Source organism: Kutzneria chonburiensis, from assembly GCF_028622115.1.
Taxonomy (GTDB): Bacteria; Actinomycetota; Actinomycetes; order Mycobacteriales; family Pseudonocardiaceae; genus Kutzneria; species Kutzneria chonburiensis.
Window position 1 is genome coordinate 6042904 of the sequence record NZ_CP097263.1, and the last position, 17637, is coordinate 6060540.

Here is a 17637-nt window from a genome sequence, read left to right on the forward strand (position 1 = left end):
GTCGTGGCCATGACACCTCAGTTCGCGGTCATCGGCCTGGTCGTCGATGACATGCCCAAGTCCTTGGCCTTCTACCGGCGGCTCGGTCTCGAGATTCCCGCCGACGCGGACGGCGAGCCCCATGTCGCCGCTGACCTGCCCGGTGGGCTCCAGCTCATGTGGGACACCGTCGCCACCGTCCGCTCGTTCGACCCGACCTGGACGCCGCCGACTGGTTCGCACCGCGCCGGCCTGGCCTTTCGCTGTGCCACGCCGGCCGAGGTCGACCGGGTCTACGCCGAGCTCGTGGACACCGGGTACCACGGTCACAAGGCACCGTGGGACGCCTTTTGGGGCCAGCGCTACGCCGTCGTCCACGATCCCGACGGCAACGGCGTCGACCTCTTCTGCCCTCAGGCCTGAGCCACGGCCCTTCGCGTGAGCACCGTCGACACGCGGTAGCTGGCGTACAGCGACGCCACCAGCGTCCCCACCAGCAGCGCCCCCAGCGCCAGAATCCCCCCGTCCACCGCCGGCGCCGGCGGGCCGCCCGCCTGCGTCCGGGCCGACCCGGACAGGAACGGCACGATGGTCAGCACCGCCAGCCCCAGCCCCGTCTCCACGGCCACGACCTTCGGGAAGTGCTTGAGCGCCAGGGCAAAGCCACGTCCCAGGTCCCCTTCGGCGTGCGCCTTGGCAATCCGCGGCGTGAGATTGAGCTGGTTGTACGCCCCCGCCGCCACCATCGCCGCCACGATCACCAGCTTCACCAGCAGGAACCGCCCGTACGTCGTCGTCACCAGTTGGCCGACCGTGCCCACGTGCCGCCAGGCCAGCCACACCCCCGACGCGACGACGGCCCCCACTGCCACCAGCGCCACCGAGCTGAACCGCTGCCACATCCGGGCCCACCCCAGACCGGCCCCTTCGCCGAGGGCACGGTCGTCCAGGCCGCGCCCCCGCCCGATCATCGCCAGCGCAAACAGCCCGCCCAGCCAGGCACAGGCCCCCAGGATGTGCACCTGTGTCAGCCCACTGTTCAGCACCGTGTCGAGGCTCTGGTTCGCCCAGTTCGTCGGCATCGCCAGCACCACCGTGCCCGCCACCGTCAGCGCCAATGCCACACCCGCCACCAGCGCCGGCCGCTCTTTCACGAACAGCGTGCACAACGCTGCGGCAGCAAGCACGTAGCAGACGTTCTGCACCAGCGTGAGCGTTCCCGAGGACACCCATGCGCCCTTCGCCCCCGGCAGCGTCAGAAACCCCCAGATCCGGCTCGGGTTCAGCGCTTGGCCAAAGGTCGTCCCCTTCACACCCCGCGCCACCCGCCCCGCCAGCTGAAGGTAGCCCGCCACCAGCAGCCCCGGCCCGCACCAGGCCAGCAACCGGGTGGCCCGCCCACGCACCGCACGGTCATCGCCCGTCAGCACCGGCCGAATCACCGCCAGGTACACCAGCGCGCCCCCGATCACCGCCGTCAGCCCCGCGAAGTACGCCACCTCGCTACCCACACGCCACCAGGCCGGCATCGTCGCCTCAGCCGCCGCCATCACACCAGTCACAAGGCGGTTAGGTTAGGCTTAGCTAAGCCATGACGCAAGACTTAGCCGGCAGCCCAGCCTCCGGCAGCCGACCCGCGTCGGCCCGGAGCCCACGCCGCAGCCACTCCAGCGCTCCGTAAGACCCAAACACCGATTAGGTGTTACAGCGGTCAGAACTCGACCTGGATGCCGAACGGCAGGTACTCGTCAGCCGGATCGAAGGCCCGCAGGCCGGCCGAGCTCAGGATGCCGATCATCGCCGCCTGCATGTGCCGGTCCACCGCGCCCGAGTGGATCAGGTCGGGGTCGTCACCCCGATCGCTGAGCGCCTTGGCCGCCTCGTGGAGCATCTCGTTCGTCAGCTCGCCGGTCGTCGGCACGCCCATCGCCGCCCGGCGCAGCTCCTCACTTCCCTGCCACTCCACAAAAACGCCGCCACCGTCCTCCTTGACCATCCAGTCGAGGCTCACCACCGCTCCGCCGTCGTGCGCCGCTCCGTTCTCGTTGCGGCACGCCGGCAGCCCCGCCCTCGCCAGCTCGTGCAGAACGCGGTCCACCAGTTCCTCGCGCTTGGCCAGCTCCTCGTCCGACGCCACCTTGAGGCCGAAATCCGCCGGGCCCATGCCTTCCCCCTTTTGCCTTACCCCTAACATGACCCAGCCTCACACCCGGCTCAGCGGCACTCCCGCCAGGGCCTTCACATCCCGCGACAGATGGGCCTGGTCCGCGTATCCCGTGCTCGCCGCGACCTCCGCCGGCGGCACTCCTTTCGCTGCCAGGGCAAGGGCTTTCTCCATGCGCAGCACCCGCGCCAGCGTCTTCGGCCCGTACCCGAAGGCCGCCAGACTCCGCCGCAGCAGTTGCCGTTCGCTCAGCCCCACTGCCTCCGCCACTTCCGCCACCGCTCGGCCGTTTCGCAGCCCTTCCACCACCGCGTCCGTCACCGGATCCACCTCGATCCGCTCGCGGGCGATCGCCAGCAACGCCCCCGTCCGATCGTTCGCCGCCGATACCCGGTCACTCAGGCGTTCCACCAACCGCCGCGGCCAGATCTCGTCCAGCCCCACCCTGCTGTCCGTCAGCTCGTTCGCCGGCACCCCGAGCACCGACGGTCCCGTCCCCGGCCGGAACCTCAGCCCCGCGTACTCCCGGCCCTGCGGGCTCCGCACCTCGTGCGCCACTGTGTCCGGGCCGGCCACCAGCAGCCGCCCGTCCGTCCAGATCAGATCCAGGCACCCGTCAGGCAGGATGCGATGCGTCTGCGGCTCCTCCACCACCCGACGCCACGCCACCGCCCCGGCGAGGCCCGTCACCCACTCCCGGTACACGCCGCCAGCATGCCACCGGGGTCCGACAGTTTCAGGCCGGGAGCTCGACCTTGACCGAGCACGGGTCGTAATGATTCCGGGGGTCGTACGCGCGCAGCCCGACCGAGCACAAGATGCCGACGAGCGCCGTCTGCATGAACATCGAGACCGCGCAGGCGTGCACCGACGCCGGGTCCTTGTCCAATGGGCGACCGGCCTCAGCGGCCTCAACCACCGCGTTGTTCAGCTCGACGCTCGGCTCCCACTGAACGAAAACCCCACCACCGTCGGTGTCATGCAGCCGGTCCGCCGTCACCACCGCGCCAACGCCCCAGCCGGCATCATCGGACGACCGCTGTGCCGGCAGCCCCGCCATGGTCAACTCGGCCAAGATCCGCTGCACGAGCTGTTCCCGCTGCGCCAGCACCTCTTCGGACGCCATGCGGATGTGGTAGCCATGCGAGTCACTCACGATTCACCCTCACCGTCGAGGATGTACTCCATCGACACGCCGTCCAGCACCACTCCGTTCGGCAGTGGCACCTCGGCCGCCCGCAACTCCCGGAACCCAAAGGACCGATACAGCGGCACCCCCGGCAGCGTCGCCATCAGCACCAGGGTCTGAAACCCTTCCGCCCTAGCGGTTTCCACGCAGCGGTCGAGGATCGCCCGGCCGAGCCCCCGGCGAGTCCAGTCCCCTCGTACGAACATCGCCCGCACCCTGGCCGGCTCCGTCTCCGGGTCCAACCGGCGATCATCCCCGGGCGCCGCGCCGGACCCCGTGTACAGCTTGTCGCGCTTGCTCCAGCCGCCACAGGCCACCAGCTGCCCCTCGGCCTCGCAGACGAAGTACGTGCCGTCGTCGATCAACACGGTGTCCGGCTCCGTCAGATACCTCGCCGCCGCAGCCGTCTCTCGCTCGTCGTGGAAGCGGGGAAACACGTCGAGCACCGACCGCCGCATCAGCTCACCGATCGCCGGCACATCCACCCTCGTCGCCGCCCTCAGCACTGGCGCACCCGTCATCGCCCCAGCGTGTCACCGAGAAGTCCTTCAGGCGACCGGATATCTCACGGCACATCGACCCTGACCAGAGTGGGCGCGTCCTCGTCCTCCGGGTCGTAGGCACGCAAGCCGGCCGAGCACAGGATCCCGATGATCGCCGTCTGCATGATCTTCACAACCGCGGCGTGGTGACGTACGACCGGGTGGTCGGCTGACGGCCGGGACTTGAGTGCTTCGTAGACCGCGTCGTCGTCCAGGTCGCCGTCCGGCAGCCCCAGCACGGCCCGCTTGAGCTCCGGAGATGCGGTCCACCGGAGGAAGATGCCGCCGCCCATGTCCTCGCGCATGGGATCGTTGCAGACCTCCACGCCCGCTGGCCACGCCATATCGGCGGGATAGCGATACGCCGGCAGACCGGCCCGCGCCAGCTCGGCGAGGATGCGCTCCACGAGCAGTTCCCGCCGCGCCAGCACCTCATCGGACGCCCTGCGGTCGTGGTAGCCGGTCGGTTCAGGCATGAAGATCAACCTTGACGAGGTCCGGCGCCTCGCCGTCCACCGGGTCGTAGGCGTGCAAGCCCGCGGAACACAGAATCCCGATGATCGCCGCTTGCATGTGCCGCACAATGACTTCGTGGTGTCGTACAGCCGGATCGTCAGCGCCCGGCAATGACTTGACGGCCTCATGAAGCGCGTCGTCGTCCAAGTCGCCTTCCGGCAGCCCGGCCACCGCACGGGTGAGCGCCGGGGAGGTGCTCCATTGCACGAAGACGCCGCCACCGGCATCGTCTCGCATCCGATCTATCGAGACCTCGGCGCCGGGGGTGAGAAGCTATCAGGCGGATAGCGATACGCCGGCAGGCCGGCCCGCACGAGCTCCGCACAGATGCGCTCGACGAGGTGCTCCCGCTGCGCGAGCACCTCGTCCGACGCCGTCCTGACGTCGTAGCCAGTCGGCTCAGCCATGACCTCTCGCCGAATCGTCTCCAGGAAACTCGACCTGGACCGCATACGGTTCGTACTCGCCTTCCGGATCGTAGGCGTGCAGGCCAGCCGAGCGCAGAATCGCGATGATCGCTGCCTGCATGTGTCGTTTCACCGCGCCGGAATGGATCAGGCTGGGATCGTTCGCCCGACCCGGCAGGGCCATTGCCGCACGGCGAAGGGCCTGCTCGTCCAGCTCGCCTTCCGGCAGGCCCACCGCGGCCCGGGTGAGACCGGGGTCGGGCCGCCAGTGCACGAAGACGCCTCCGCCTTCCTCCTCTTCGGTGCGGTCAACGGAAACCTCGGCCCCGGCAACCTGCTCGTCACCGACGGAGTGCCGTCGGGCCGGCAATCCGGCCCGGTTCAGCTCGACGCGGACACGGTCGGCGAGTTCGTCGCGCCGGGCGAGCACCTCGTCGGAGGCGACCCGGATGCCGAAGTCGGACGGACTGAACTCGAAGGGGTCGGCCGAATCGGCCATCGTTGTCTCCGTGTCGGGGTCGCTGTCGGTGACCGCTGATTCGCCGGAGGGCTACCGGCCGCCGGCCGCCGCGATGAAGCTGGCGAGCAGATCGGTGGCGGCTTGCCTGGTGGCGTCGGTGCTGTTGTCGTAGGGAACCGACCACAGGACCGGGGTTCCCGGCCTGAGCTTCTGCCCGAGCGTAGTCTCGCACGCGCCACACGGCTGGCGCTCCGTGTACAGCTTCTCGATCTGGCTCGCGTCGAAGCCCTCCGCGGCTCTGGCCTCGATCTGGGCCAGGATGTCGTCCTCGGAGTGGAACTTCTCCCCCTGCTTCATCCCCTTGCTGAAACCGATGATGTAGTCGCCGAACCGGCCGTTCCACCCGGGCAGGTACGCGACCGCGACGTTGCGGCCCGCGGTGAATCCGCTGCCCACCCGCGCGCGGTAGGCCAGATTGGTGATTTCGTCGCTGTTGTAGGGGATCCAGTCTTCGGGACACGCGTTGTGCACGAGGACCGACGTGTCGCCGGCCAGCACGTAGAACGTGTGCGTGCCCTTGACGGTCAGGTCGTAGACCGTCTCGGCGGGAATGTCCTCGCGGTGGCGCACCACGGCGACAGCGGGAGTGCTGCCGTCCTCGGCGTGGACACGGTCACCCGGCTGTAGCTCGGCGGCTGTCGTCCAGCCCTTGTCGACGACGTACAGCCGGTGCCCACCGGTGGTCGTGAGCCGGCCGCCGCTGTCCAGGTCGACGTCGACCAGGCTCCGGGTCGGGTGGTGGAAAGCGGAGACCACCGGCTGGGCGGAGGTCTGCCCGGTGACCGGGTTCGTGGCCAGGACGCGGTCGCCGACGGCCAGTTCCTCGATCGGCCGACGGGTCCCGTCGGCCAGCAGCACCGGCGTACCAGCCGGGAAACTGTTGACCAGGCAGCCCATCTGCCGGAGCTCGGCCTTGAGCGCGTCGGTCTCCAGCGCGGCCTTCAGCTCCGGCGCCAGGTTCGCCGTCCTGAGGGCGGCGGCAGCCGCCTCGATCTCCCGGCCGGTGGCGATGGCCACCCGAAGGTCCCGGACGGCCTGGACGGCGGCCCTGAGCTCCTCGGGCCCGACGAGCAGCGACGCGGTCCACAGGCAGCCGGAGACGCTGCCGTAGGAGCAGGCCTTCGCGTCCGCCAGGATCCCGAACACCAGGTTGGGAACGAGGTTGGCGATGTACGCGCCGAAGCCGTCGAGCAATGACCGGACGAAGTCGGCTCTGGTGATGTGGACGGTGCGCTCGACCGGGAAGTCGGCGATCTCCCGGCGGTCGATCTGGTCCTCGTGCGTGTGTCCCGCGCAGTCCCTGACCGCGGTGTTGGGCCGCTCGCAGGTGACCGCCCAGTAGAAGACGACGCCGGCGAAGTGGACCCGGATCCGAACGTCGCACGAGCTGTTCGGATCGCTCAGATCCATCACGCAGTCGTTGAGCTGCTCGTAGGACTTCCGAGACAAGCCGTCCAGATCGACACGGACGTTGGCGCCGTCGATGCCGCCGGGACCGGCCTGGCCGAGCGCGTTGGCCGCGTCCTGGTCCCGCTGTTGCTGTTCGGCCCGCTTGGCGGCGTCCTCAGCCTGCTGGGCGAGGTCACGGGCATTGGCGGCGGCGGACTCGGCTGCGGTGGCGTCCCGGTCGGCCTTGTCGGCGGCGGACTTGGCGGCGGTGGCGGCGGTCGTGGCGGCGTCGGCAGCCTTGCGAGCCGAGACGGCGTCCTTCTCGGCCTCGGTTGCCGCCGAGGCGGCGGCGTCCGCGTCGGTACGGGCGTCACGGGCGGCGACGCCGGCCTGGAAGGCGTCGTTCTGGGTCTGCTGATCGATCGCCTTGGTGGCGTCGTCAGCCTGCTGGGTCGCCTTCGCGTCGGCGGCAGCGGCAGCGGCGGAAGCCTGTGCGGCGGCAACCGACTGGAGGGCAGCGGACGCGTCAGCCGCGGCGGTGGCCGCGAACTGGGCGGCGGCCCGGGCCGACACCTCGGCGTGCGTGGCGGCTTCGGCGGCGGCCCTGGCCGCGGTGGCGGCCTCGTCGGACCGGGCCTTGGCCGCGTTGGCCTGTTGCTGCGCAAGGGTTTCGGCGGTCTGGCTGACCAGGACTGCCATGCCCGCAGAGGAGTCGGTGAGCTGGAACGGCTTGCCCAGCCGGATCGCCTCGTTGGCCGAGGTGACCGTCGCGGCGGCGGAGTCACGGGCGGCGGTGGCGGCTTCCGCCGCGGCGAAGGCCTGCCCGGCCGTCTTGATCGCGTCGGCCTGCGACTGATCCGCCTCAACACGGGAAGCCGCCGCGTTGCTCTTGGCCTGTGCCGCGGCGGCGTCGGCCTTGTCGGCCTGGTCCTTGGCCGACTGCGCGTTCCGAGCGGCCTGGCCCGATGCCACGATCGCATCGGCCGCCGCGGCGTGCGCGGTCATCATGGCGGCACGGCTGGTATCGGCATCGGAAGTCGCGGACTTCGCTGCTGCCTCGGCTCGCGCGGCCGCGCCGTCGGCCTGGGTCGCGGCCGCCCGGGCGGCCTTGGCCGCGTTCTCGGCCTGGTCCGCATCGGCCCGTGCGGTCGTCGCCGCCGCACCGGCCTGGCTGGCCGCCGACCTGGCTTGATCAGCCGCCGTACGAGCGCCTTGGGCGGCGTCGGTTCCGTCGGCGGCAGCAGCCCAAGCATCACAAGCAGCGGCACGGGCTTCGGCCGCCCGCCGTGCATTCTCCGCCGCCACCGCGTTGTTACGAGCCAGCACGGCCCTGGACTCGGCGTTCTCCGCGGCTTGCCGCTTCTGTGCCGCGGTGCCCGCCGCGGCCTGGGCGTCGGACTTCTTGCTTTCCGCGGTGGCCTGCTTGGCCTTGGCATCGGCTTCGGCCTGCTGTGCCTTGGTCCGCTGGTTCTCGGCCTCGGTTCGGGCCGCGCCGGCCTTGGCCCGCTCGGCTTCGGCCGCCGCACGCTGGTTGTGGGCGTCGTTCGCGGCGCTCTGCGCGCTCTGCTGCGCGTTTTCCGCGGCAGTGCGGTCATTGTGGGCACGCGTTGCCGCGGCGGCGGCCTGAGCGGCCTGGGCGGCCGCGGCCGTGGCGGCGGCGTGCGCCTGGTCGGCCGCTTGCTTCGCGGCGGCTTCCCGGAATGCGGCCTGGGTGGCGTGCGCCTGCGCGGATGCGTTGGCCCACAACGCGCCCGCGTCAGCGGCCGCGGCCTTGCTGGCGTTGAGGGCGGTCTGCGCCGCTGACGCCGAAGCCTGCGCGGCTGCGGCGGACGCTGCGGCGACCTGGGCGGACTGCTGCGCGTAGGCCAGGCCTCGCCCGTACGGCGTGCCGTTCGCGGCGGCAATCGCCGCCGCCTGTGCCTGCGCCGCGATCGCGTTGTCGGACTGGGTCTTCGCCGAGGTGGCGGCCTGCTGCGCCACCGGAACCTGCGCGGCGACGCGCTGCTTGGCGGTCGTCAGGTCCCGCGCCGCCTGCGCGAGCAGCGCCTGCGAGGGATAACCCGGATCGGAGGGCGAATGCTGCTGCCAGTTGCGCTGCCAGTCCAGCAGCCGGCTCACCACGGCGGCCTGGCCGACCGCCTCGATCATCGCGTCGGTCGCCGACTTCAGGTCCTTGGCCGCCTGCGCCTCGGCCGCGATCAAGGCCGCTCGCTGCGGCGCCTGCGCGGCGTACTCGGCTTCCCATTCCGTGTTGGCGGTCGAGACCACCGCGCCGAGCACCTGGTTCGGATCGGCTGGGTTGTCGCTGTCGCAGCTGGCGTAGCGGACCTTCAGCGCCTCGACTTCCATCCGGAACTCGGCCGAAGCTGTGGCCGGCGCGGTCTTCGCGAAGCCGCCGTACTGGAGGAACTCCCGGATGTCGTCGGCGGAGTGGCCGTTGACCACGGCATCGCCGAAGTAGAAGAGGGCGGCGTCGTCGTTCTTCTTCTGGTTCAGCACCACGGTCGCGGCGTCGATCGCGGCCTGGTTCGCCTTCGGCGCCATGTCGGCATGGATGGCGGCGTACGTCATGTTCTGCCGCTGGGCCAGGTACTGGTTGATGTCGTCTTCGAACCAGGGGATCACGCCGGCGTAGTACGGCTTCAGCACCGTTTCCCAGCCGGCGTGCCGAGCGGCCGCGGCCTGGGTCTCCGTGCTGTTGTCGGTCTCGTCGCGCCGATACGCGTCGCCGATCGTGCCGAGCGTGTACTCCAGGCCGTAGGCCGCCGTGCGCAGGTCCGCGTCCGAGCCGACCAGCGCCGTGTCGGCGGCGGCCTTGAGCTGCGGGCCACCGGCGTGCATGACCAGGCCGACCCGGCAGCGGTCGGTCCTGGCCTGGGTGCCCAGCGCGGACCGCAGGGCGGGCGGATTGTCGGCCGGCTGCGCCGCCGGGGCGGCGGTGCTCGCGATCGCCGCCGCGTCGGCGGTGGACGCCACGCTCAGCAGCACCGTCGCCAGTACGGCCGCGGCCAACGACCGCGACGTGCCCCGTCTCTTTCCGGGCACGCGAAACAGACCTCTTCTTGCCACCATGTCCCCCCTGACAAATCAGACAACCAGCCTGATCCTGATCAATGCGGGACACTAGCCACCAACTACGCAAACCGACAACGGTTGCACCAGAGTTACGCCGTGCGACGCACAGCCGTCGACGACCCGGTCGGCATTCGGTCTAAGAAACCCAGGCGGCGCAGCACTTTTCCGAGCACGACCGGACGACCGGCGTCGGGCAACCCGAGCGGGCATCACTCACTTGCGACGGGGAAAGTCTTGCGCTGGAAGCAAAAGCCGCTCAGGTGGCGACGATGTGGGCGCCGGGAATGGTCAGCGTGCCGCCGATCTGGTCGGCGTTGGTCACGACCACGTTCTCGAAGGTGACCTCGGGCGGCGTGATGAGCGGCGGGCTGGTGGCCGTGTAGTCGATGGGCAGCCGCAGCGGGGGCAGGCCCGGAATGATGGTGACGGCGGCGGTGCCCTTGATCTCGGCGGTGAGCATGGTGATGGTGTCACCGCTGAGGGTTGAGGTGCTGCCCGCAGCGGCGGTGGTGACGATCTTGTGGCCGCCACCGCGATCGGCGGTCTGGACCAGGTTCTTGATCTTCACGGACGTGGCCGTGAACTTGAGGACCTTGATGGTCCTGCCGCCGACGACGGTGTCGACGACGCCGTGATAGGCGAGGCCGGACATGGCCACGGAAGGCGACTCGAGGGTCCACACCCGCGTCCCCGCCGGCAGGGCGGGCGGGGACGGGGTGGCGGTGGTGGTGCTGGTCTCCGCCGCCGAGGTGGTGGTGGACGTGGCCGTCGCGCTGGTCGACGACGACGGCAGTGTCGTCGAAGTGGGCGCGACGGTGGTCGTGGTGGTGGCAGTGGCCGCCGTGGTGGTGGACGTCGCGGACGTCGAACTGGGGGTCGGATCGGCGAGCGCGCGAGGGGAGTCGCCGAGGCCGTGGGCGGTGAGGCCGAGCAGCAGCACGAGTGCGGCGGCCGCGGGCGGAACAGCCTTGGCGGCCTTGCGCTTACGGGTCTTGGGCGTCCACGACAGCGCCAGCGCGGCGCCGAGCAGGCCCAGCAGGGTGCCGACCAGGAAGCCGCCGAGGTTGGTGGTGATCAGGGCGGTCAGCGACAGGATGAGTGCGGCGATACCGGCGGCGAGGCGGAACTGGGCCCGCAGCCACATCGTCAGGGCGCACACGACGAGCAGCGAGCCGATGAGCGCGCCGGACAGCCCGCCGATGGTCTGGATGGCGATCGCCATCGACCCGAGCTTGAGCGAGGCGAACGGCGGGAACAGGATGATCAGTCCCGACAAGAGCAGGAACAGCCCGGCCCAGAACGGACGGCTGCGCCGCCAGCGGCTGAACGCGCGCCAAGCCCTGCCGATCACGGAACCGGCCACGGGGAAACTCCCTTCCAAGCACGGAAGCGGCAGCACCCGGGGGAATGTGCTGCCGCGGCCGTGCGTGATGGATCTACTTGATGCACTGGTTGTTGCCGGCCACGATCCGCAGGCTCATCCCCTTGAAGGCGATGGTCTCCGCGGACGTGCCCCAGGCAACCTGCTTCAAGTTGTAGATGTCGAGCGACTTGGCCTGCATGCCGAAGTCGCCGGGACGGCCCTGCACGCCGACCGGGCCGGCGGAGACCTGGCTGGCGTCCACGCCGATGTCCGCGGTGTGCAGCGTGAAGTCGCCGTCCACCTGCGCCACGTCGGCCACCATGTTGTCGGCGTGCATGCCCTTCGGCCCGTCCGCGGTGATCCGCAGCGTCAGGTCGCCGATGAACGGGTTGTTCGGCAGGAACACCGACTGGCAGAAGTTGTCCAGATCGGCGCTGCGGAAGGCGTTGACCGCCACCGGGTGCGCCGCGTCGGCGTTGGCCGCGACCCCGCCGAACTGGGCGAATCCGTCAGCGTGCAGGTGCGTGGACGTGACCTCGAAGCTGGTGCCGGACACGGCGAACGACGCGGCGAACGCGCCCTGGCCCACCCCGACGAGCAGGCCACCGGCCAGCACGCCACCGATGGCGAACGTGCCGGCGAAGCGCAGCCAGCGGGTGCGGCCCCGGACCGGCGCGACCTCGGGTTCGACCTCGTCGCCGAACTCGACGTCGTCGGCTTCGCGCATGGCTTTCTCCTTCCAACAGGCGAAGTACCCGTCGGTAACTTCGTGACGAGACTCACTGCCCGCCGTTGCCAGCACAAGCGATCGGCTCGCCGAAACCCAGAATTCACCCCCAGAGTGAGATATTTTCACGTTCCGATCACGGCTGAAACGCATCGCCAACCGCCGGACAGGCCGGCCTTTAGGCCAGTAGGGTGCTCGCGGCGTAGCAAAGGGCGGCAAGGGGAAACGCTGTTATGAGCACGGCAGGTCGGCGTATCGGGTCGACGGTTCTGGCGCTGGCGGCCGCGATGGCTCTGCTGAGCGACTGCTCGGCGAAAGTGGCGGGCACGGCGGGTCCACTGGGGCAACTGGATCCGGGCTCGGCCGGCGGCATGCCGGTCAATTCGGGCGCCAGCGGACCCAGGGCGGGAGTGCCGGACGCGACGCTGCCGGTGGCCAACAGCGACCACGGCGAAATGGACCGGCTGGCCGTCAACACCCTTGCTGACGTGGACGATTACTGGCGGGACCAGCTGCCGAAGGTGTTCGGCAAGCAGTTCACGCCGGCGGCCAAGCTGACCTCGTACGACTCGGACGGCGTCAACGTGCGGGTCTGCGGCGGCCACGAGGACACCGCCGGACAGGTCAATGCCTTCTACTGCGACCTCGACAACAGCGTCTCCTGGGACCGCGGCGTGCTGCTTCCGGGACTGGTGCAGAGTTTCGGCCCGCTGGCCGTCACGATGGTGCTGGCCCACGAGATGGGCCACGCGGTGCAGTCGCAGCTGGGCCCGTTGTCCGGCGTCAACAATGCGACGCCCAGTATTGTCCTTGAGCAACAAGCGGATTGTTATGCCGGCGCGTTCATGCGCTCGGTGGCCGAGGACAAGGCCAAGCATTTCCAGCTGTCCACCGGCGACGGACTGAACAAGGTGTTGGCGACGACATTCTTCGTCCGCGACCAACCCGGCGACTCATTCAAGGGCAAGGGCGCGCACGGCAACGCGTTCGACCGCGTCTTCGCCTTCCAGACCGGCTTCACCGACGGCCCCAAGCGCTGCGCGCGGATCGACGTGGCCGAGATCAACTCCCGGATCACCGAGACGGCCTTCCGCGACGACACCGACGCGGCCCAGAACGGCAACGAGCCGATCACCACCGGCAACATCCAGCGCGTCGGCAAGACCCTGGACACGGTGTTCGCCCGCAACGGCGCGAAGCCGCCGACGCTGAGCACGGCCAAGCCGGCGCAGTGCAGCGACGCCAAGCCGACCTCGCCCGCGGCCTACTGCCCGTCGACCGACACCGTCTCGATGGACCTGGCCAAGCTGAAGGTCATCGGCACGCATACCAAGAAGGGCCCGGGCATCGGCGACTTCGCGGCCTTCGGCGAGGTGGCCTCCCGCTACGTGCTGTCGGTGCAGAAGACGGCCGGTCTGCCGCTGGACGACGCCAACACGGGCCTGCGCACGGCCTGCCTGGTCGGCTTCTGGGGCTCGGCGATGAAGAAGGGCGTCAACGACCTCTCGCTCAGCGCCGGCGACCTCGACGAGGCGGTGGCCGAGCTGCTCACCACGAACAGCCTGATCGCGGCCGATGTCAACGGCAAGGCGGCCGCGTCGGGCTTCTCCCGGGTGGAGGCGTTCCGGATCGGCTTCCTCCAGGGCGCCGACACCTGCACACAGAAGTTCGAGTAGTCAGCCGGCGGCGTCCCACTCCCGGGCCAGCCGGATGAGCTCGGAACGCCGCCGGCTGCCCAACTTCTCCCGGATGTTCTCCAGGTGCCGGTTGACCGTCCGCACGGCGACGCCGAGTTCCTCGGCGATCTCCCGGTTGTCGTAGCCGCGGGCCAGACAGCCCAGCACTTCGCGCTCCCGCCCGGTCAGCGAGGACCGATGCTGGAACTCGCCGACCAGCCGTGCGGCCAGTTCCGGCGGCAGCACCGGGCCCTCGGTCACGGCCAGCACGGCGTGGGCGAGCTCGGCGGTCGTCGCCGCTTTGCTCACGTAGCCGTGCGCGCCGGCCTTCATCGCCGCCAGCACCTCGCCCGGCGACGCCTGCGACAGCACGAGAACTCTGGTCTGCGGTCGGGTTCGGGCGAGATGCTCGATGAGGTCCATGCCCTGTTCTTCGCCCAGTCGGAGGTCGACCAGCACGACGTGGACAAGTTCCAGGTCCAGCACGCGCAGCGCCATGGCGGTGCTGTCGGCCTCGCCGACCACGGTGACGCCGGGGTGCTTCTCGAGGCTGGCCCGGATGCCGGCCCTGGTCACCGGGTGGTCCTCGACGACGAGCACCCGCACGATCCTGGTCGACGCTGTCATGTCCCGCTCCTCAGTTCCAGCCGCACTTCGGTCCCCCGGCCGGGACGGCTCCGGATGGTGACGCTGCCGCCCAGCCGTTCCAGCCGGGCGCGGACGCTGACCGCGAGCCCCAGCCGGCCGGACGCGGCCAGCTCGGACTCGTCGTAGGCGAAGCCGACGCCGTCGTCACGCACGTCGACCGTGATCACGGCGCCGTCGTCGAGCACCGAGATCCACACGTGTTCGGCCTCGGCATGTTTGACGACGTTGCCGAGCAGCTCGTTGACGGCCGCCGCCAGCTCAGCGGCGACATCGGCCGACACCGCGATGTGGCCGCTGTCGACCAGTCGCACCGGCCACTGCCGGAAGCCGTCGGCCACCTCGGCGATGGCCTCGACCAGGGACCGGCTGCCGGACGGGGCGCCGGGGTCCTCGGCCAGCACGAGCCGGCGCAGGCTGGCCTCCTGCCGTCCGACGTCGGCCATCAGGGCCCGCAGCTCGGCCCTGGTGACCGAACCACGGTCGGCCAGGTCGCCGCCGTGCTTGCGGATGTGGCCGAGGCGCTGGAGGACGTCGTCGTGGATGTTGGCGGCGATCCGCTCCCGTTCGCGCAGCCCGGCGACCACGGCACGGCCCTCGGCCAGACGCAGCGAGACGCGTTCGAACTGGGCTGTGGCGATGCCGACGGCCCCGCCGAGCACCACGTACGCCAGCGCGCTGCCGAGCAGGCTCATGCGATCCAGGTCGCCGGACAGGAACAGGGAGCCGTTGAGGTAGTAGCCCACCGGCAGGAACAGGGCGACGGCCAGGCCGGCGAGCAGGCCGCCGCGCACGCCGTAGACGGTCGCCCAGGCGGCGACGGCGGCCATCGGGTAGGCACCGGCGAAGGTGGGGTGGTCGGTGAGCAGCTGCCCCTGCGGGCCGACCCAGCCGGAGACCAGCAGCACGACGACGGCCAGCAGGAGGTCGACGCTCAGCACGCGGACGGTGCGGCGGACGGCGGCGACGGTCAGCCAGGCGGTCCAGCCGAGCATGGTCGCCAGCACCGCCACGGCCAGGCCGGCGCGCTCCTCCAGCACCTGGTTGCTGAGCAGGGCAATGACGGCGGTCCACCCGACGGCGAGCCACCGGAAGCTGAGAATCAGCAGCATCGGCGCGGGATGGGCCCGCGTCTCGCCACCGTCGGCCATGCGATGACCCCCATCGCGCTGTTTGCCCTACTACTTTGGAGCATCCGGCCCTACCGTGGATACACGTGAGGACGGGGGACCTTGTCGACATAGTCGGCGTTCAGGTTGCTTGGTGGCAACTCGGATTTCGTGGTCGTCGCGACGTGTTGCGGCGGGCCAGGACCGGTGGAAGCGGTTCCGGCGACGAAGTCGGTCGCGCTTGGGCCATGCAGGTGCTGCTCGCGCCCTGGTGGTGGCGGGCCGCCCGCACCGCGCTGGCCGCCGGGGCGGCGCTGCTGGTGGTCGTGGTGGCCGAGGTCGGCCTGCTGTCGGAGATCGGCGACGCCACGGTGGCCGTGCTGCTCACGGTGCTGTCCTCGTTCGGCGTGACGGCGTACATGACGTGGCGCCAGACCCGGTGGGCCCGGGAGATCGCCGGCCCGGCCGGCGCGCACGCGCGGCCCGAGTCCCGGCAGGCGCACAAGCTGAGGCTGACCGGCGCGCTGCTGCTGGCCGTGGCCGTGCTGTCGCTGTTCCTCCAGTCCGCGGCCCAGACCGCGACCGTCGACCACAACTGCCGGATCCACGCCGGACCCGTCGACCCGCACTTCCCCAGCGTGTACGAGGGCCATGCCACGACGGACATGTGCCCGGTCGGCCTCGACCCGATCCATTACAGCGGCGACGTCGCCTGGCTCCAGGGCGCGAACGGCGACTACGACTTCTGGTTCCCGCGGTTCGGTGCCACCCTCACCATGACGCCGGCCATGCGGGACGCCTGGATCCGCTACCACCAGCTGCTCGGCGATCCCATCGACGTCTCCCGCTTCGACGGCTGCCAGCGGTACGTCAACTTCAGCAACGGCTACATCCTGGACCGGCCGCTCCAGACGGCGGTGGTCGGGGAGAAGCGCTACGTGCCGTCGCTCAACACCTCGGACTGCGTGATGCCCGACGCGCCGTACCTCACCAGCGTCGTGCAGGACGACGACGGCAACCTCCAGGTGGACTGGCGCTACACCGGGCCGGCCGACGCCTACAACGTGACGTACTGGGTGATGGGGCAGCCCGGCGGACTCGGCACCGAGGCCGCCCACACCCACTACGTCTTCGACCGGCCGGAGCCGGACGCCACCTACGGCTTCCAGATCCAGGCGTGCCAGAAGCACTTCATGGCCCGGTCCACATGCACGACCTACTCCAACGCCGTGGCCGTGAAGACCCGCCCCTGGTAATGCAGGGAAGGACGCCTTACCTGCGTTGGATGCAGGTAAGGCGTCCTTCCCTGCATCAGTACAGGGCGCTGGCCAGGCTGCGGCGCGCGGCGGCGACCCGGGGGTCGTCGGCCGGGAACAGCTCGAACAGGCCGACGAGGTGCTGGCGCACCCGGTCGCGGTCGTCGCCGAAGGTGCGGCGCACGGTGTCGACCAGCCGGGTGAAAGCGGCCTCCACGTCGTTGCCGGCGATCAGCGCGTCGGCCGCGGTGAGCTGGGCCTCGACGTTGTCCGGGTCGGCGTCGGCGGCGGCCACCGATGACGGGTCCGCGGCCTCGGCCCGCGCCATGAAGCGGACCTGGGCCAGCGCCGCCTTGGCGTCGGCGTTGGCCGGCTCTGCGGCGAGAATGTCCTGGTAGGCGGCCTCGGCGGCGGCGTAATCGCCGGCCTCGAAGGCGTCCTCGGCGGCGGTGAAGCGCGGGTCCTCGGGCTCCTCGTACGGCTCGCCGCCGGCGGCGCCCTGCTCGGCGACGCGGATGCCGGGCAGCCGGTCACGCAGCGCGTCCAGCAGGGAGTCCAGCCACTTGCGGATCTCCGGCTCGGGCAGCGCGCCGGCGAAGGCGTCGATCGGCTGGCCGCCGGCGATGGCCACCACGGTCGGGATGGACTGCACGCCGAACAGCTGAGCGATACGCGGATTGGCGTCCACGTCGACCGTGGCCAGGATCCAGGCGCCGCCCGCGGCCTGGGCCAGCCGCTCCAGCACCGGGGACAGCTGCTTGCTCGGCCCTGCCCACTCGGCCCACAGGTCCACGATCACCGGGACCTGCATGGACCGCTCGACCACGTCGTTCTGGAAGCTTGCCTCGCTGACCGCGATGACGAAATCACCCGCGGGCGTGTCCGCACCGGGCGCGCCACCGGCCGGCGGCGCGGCGGGCGGCCGGCTCGCCGCGTCGGCCTTCGCCTTCAGGCCGGACAGGTCGACGGCACCGGACAGCGCCGCGGACAGAGCTGCGCTCTGGCGGGGGTTTGGCCTTGTCACCGTTCCATCCTGGCACGAACCGCCCGACGGTTGCCCGCGAGTCCGACTGACAGGAC

General features: G+C 70.6%; 18 protein-coding genes. 3 read left to right on the top strand and 15 right to left on the bottom strand.

Annotated elements, in window-relative coordinates:
• Nucleotides 1–9 precede the first annotated feature (9 nt).
• The gene (locus tag M3Q35_RS27295) at nucleotides 10–402 is read left to right on the top strand and encodes a VOC family protein (RefSeq protein ID WP_273935384.1); all 393 of its coding nucleotides are present in this window, start codon (nucleotides 10–12) and stop codon (nucleotides 400–402) included.
• On the opposite strand, the gene M3Q35_RS27300 is transcribed toward M3Q35_RS27295, so the two are convergent.
• From M3Q35_RS27300 to M3Q35_RS27355, 12 genes are all read right to left on the bottom strand, one after another.
• Nucleotides 393–1541, bottom strand: coding sequence for a CopD family protein (locus tag M3Q35_RS27300; RefSeq protein ID WP_273935385.1), 1149 nt, complete (start codon nucleotides 1539–1541; stop codon nucleotides 393–395). The two genes, M3Q35_RS27295 and M3Q35_RS27300, sit on opposite strands and share 10 nt — an antisense overlap.
• A 149-nt stretch (nucleotides 1542–1690) precedes the next feature.
• On the bottom strand, nucleotides 1691–2143 hold the full coding sequence (locus tag M3Q35_RS27305; RefSeq protein ID WP_273935386.1) for a hypothetical protein: 453 nt from the start codon (nucleotides 2141–2143) through the stop codon (nucleotides 1691–1693).
• A 39-nt stretch (nucleotides 2144–2182) separates the two neighbouring features.
• Nucleotides 2183–2848: a helix-turn-helix transcriptional regulator gene (locus tag M3Q35_RS27310; RefSeq protein ID WP_273935387.1), complete on the bottom strand. Its 666-nt coding sequence runs from the start codon at nucleotides 2846–2848 to the stop codon at nucleotides 2183–2185.
• A 31-nt stretch (nucleotides 2849–2879) separates the two neighbouring features.
• On the bottom strand, nucleotides 2880–3299 hold the full coding sequence (locus tag M3Q35_RS27315) for a hypothetical protein (RefSeq protein ID WP_273935388.1): 420 nt from the start codon (nucleotides 3297–3299) through the stop codon (nucleotides 2880–2882).
• On the bottom strand, nucleotides 3296–3853 hold the full coding sequence (locus M3Q35_RS27320; protein ID WP_273935389.1) for a GNAT family N-acetyltransferase: 558 nt from the start codon (nucleotides 3851–3853) through the stop codon (nucleotides 3296–3298). The genes M3Q35_RS27315 and M3Q35_RS27320 overlap by 4 nt, the downstream gene beginning before the upstream one ends.
• Before the next feature lie 44 nt (nucleotides 3854–3897).
• A complete protein-coding gene (locus M3Q35_RS27325) occupies nucleotides 3898–4350 on the bottom strand; it encodes a hypothetical protein (RefSeq protein ID WP_273935390.1) in 453 nt (150 codons plus the stop codon).
• Complete coding sequence (locus M3Q35_RS27330; RefSeq protein WP_273935391.1) at nucleotides 4343–4627, bottom strand: hypothetical protein; 285 nt, start codon at nucleotides 4625–4627, stop codon at nucleotides 4343–4345. The genes M3Q35_RS27325 and M3Q35_RS27330 overlap by 8 nt, the downstream gene beginning before the upstream one ends.
• A gap of 5 nt (nucleotides 4628–4632) precedes the next feature.
• Nucleotides 4633–4797 (bottom strand): hypothetical protein, encoded by a 165-nt coding sequence (locus tag M3Q35_RS27335; protein WP_273935392.1) that lies wholly within the window; start codon nucleotides 4795–4797, stop codon nucleotides 4633–4635.
• Nucleotides 4790–5296, bottom strand: coding sequence for a hypothetical protein (locus M3Q35_RS27340; RefSeq protein WP_273935393.1), 507 nt, complete (start codon nucleotides 5294–5296; stop codon nucleotides 4790–4792). The genes M3Q35_RS27335 and M3Q35_RS27340 overlap by 8 nt, the downstream gene beginning before the upstream one ends.
• A 51-nt stretch (nucleotides 5297–5347) precedes the next feature.
• Complete coding sequence (locus tag M3Q35_RS27345; protein WP_273935394.1) at nucleotides 5348–9751, bottom strand: polymorphic toxin-type HINT domain-containing protein; 4404 nt, start codon at nucleotides 9749–9751, stop codon at nucleotides 5348–5350.
• Between the two features lie 286 nt (nucleotides 9752–10037).
• On the bottom strand, nucleotides 10038–11144 hold the full coding sequence (locus M3Q35_RS27350) for a DUF6114 domain-containing protein (RefSeq protein ID WP_273935395.1): 1107 nt from the start codon (nucleotides 11142–11144) through the stop codon (nucleotides 10038–10040).
• A gap of 73 nt (nucleotides 11145–11217) precedes the next feature.
• Entirely contained in the window at nucleotides 11218–11871 is a 654-nt protein-coding gene (locus M3Q35_RS27355; protein ID WP_273935396.1) for a DUF6230 family protein, read from the bottom strand.
• 233 nt (nucleotides 11872–12104) lie between these two features.
• On the opposite strand from M3Q35_RS27355, the gene M3Q35_RS27360 reads away from it, so the two are divergent.
• Nucleotides 12105–13547: a neutral zinc metallopeptidase gene (locus tag M3Q35_RS27360; RefSeq protein WP_273935397.1), complete on the top strand. Its 1443-nt coding sequence runs from the start codon at nucleotides 12105–12107 to the stop codon at nucleotides 13545–13547.
• Here the strand turns inward: M3Q35_RS27360 and M3Q35_RS27365 are convergent, their stop codons facing one another.
• Entirely contained in the window at nucleotides 13548–14174 is a 627-nt protein-coding gene (locus M3Q35_RS27365; RefSeq protein WP_273935398.1) for a response regulator transcription factor, read from the bottom strand.
• On the bottom strand, nucleotides 14171–15343 hold the full coding sequence (locus M3Q35_RS27370) for a sensor histidine kinase (RefSeq protein WP_273935399.1): 1173 nt from the start codon (nucleotides 15341–15343) through the stop codon (nucleotides 14171–14173). The genes M3Q35_RS27365 and M3Q35_RS27370 overlap by 4 nt, the downstream gene beginning before the upstream one ends.
• A 206-nt stretch (nucleotides 15344–15549) precedes the next feature.
• Between M3Q35_RS27370 and M3Q35_RS27375 the strand changes: the two genes are divergently transcribed.
• Nucleotides 15550–16557, top strand: a complete 1008-nt coding sequence (locus M3Q35_RS27375; RefSeq protein WP_273935400.1) for a hypothetical protein — start codon at nucleotides 15550–15552, stop codon at nucleotides 16555–16557.
• A 55-nt stretch (nucleotides 16558–16612) separates the two neighbouring features.
• Here the strand turns inward: M3Q35_RS27375 and M3Q35_RS27380 are convergent, their stop codons facing one another.
• A complete protein-coding gene (locus tag M3Q35_RS27380; RefSeq protein ID WP_273935401.1) occupies nucleotides 16613–17581 on the bottom strand; it encodes a tetratricopeptide repeat protein in 969 nt (322 codons plus the stop codon).
• Nucleotides 17582–17637 lie beyond the last annotated feature (56 nt).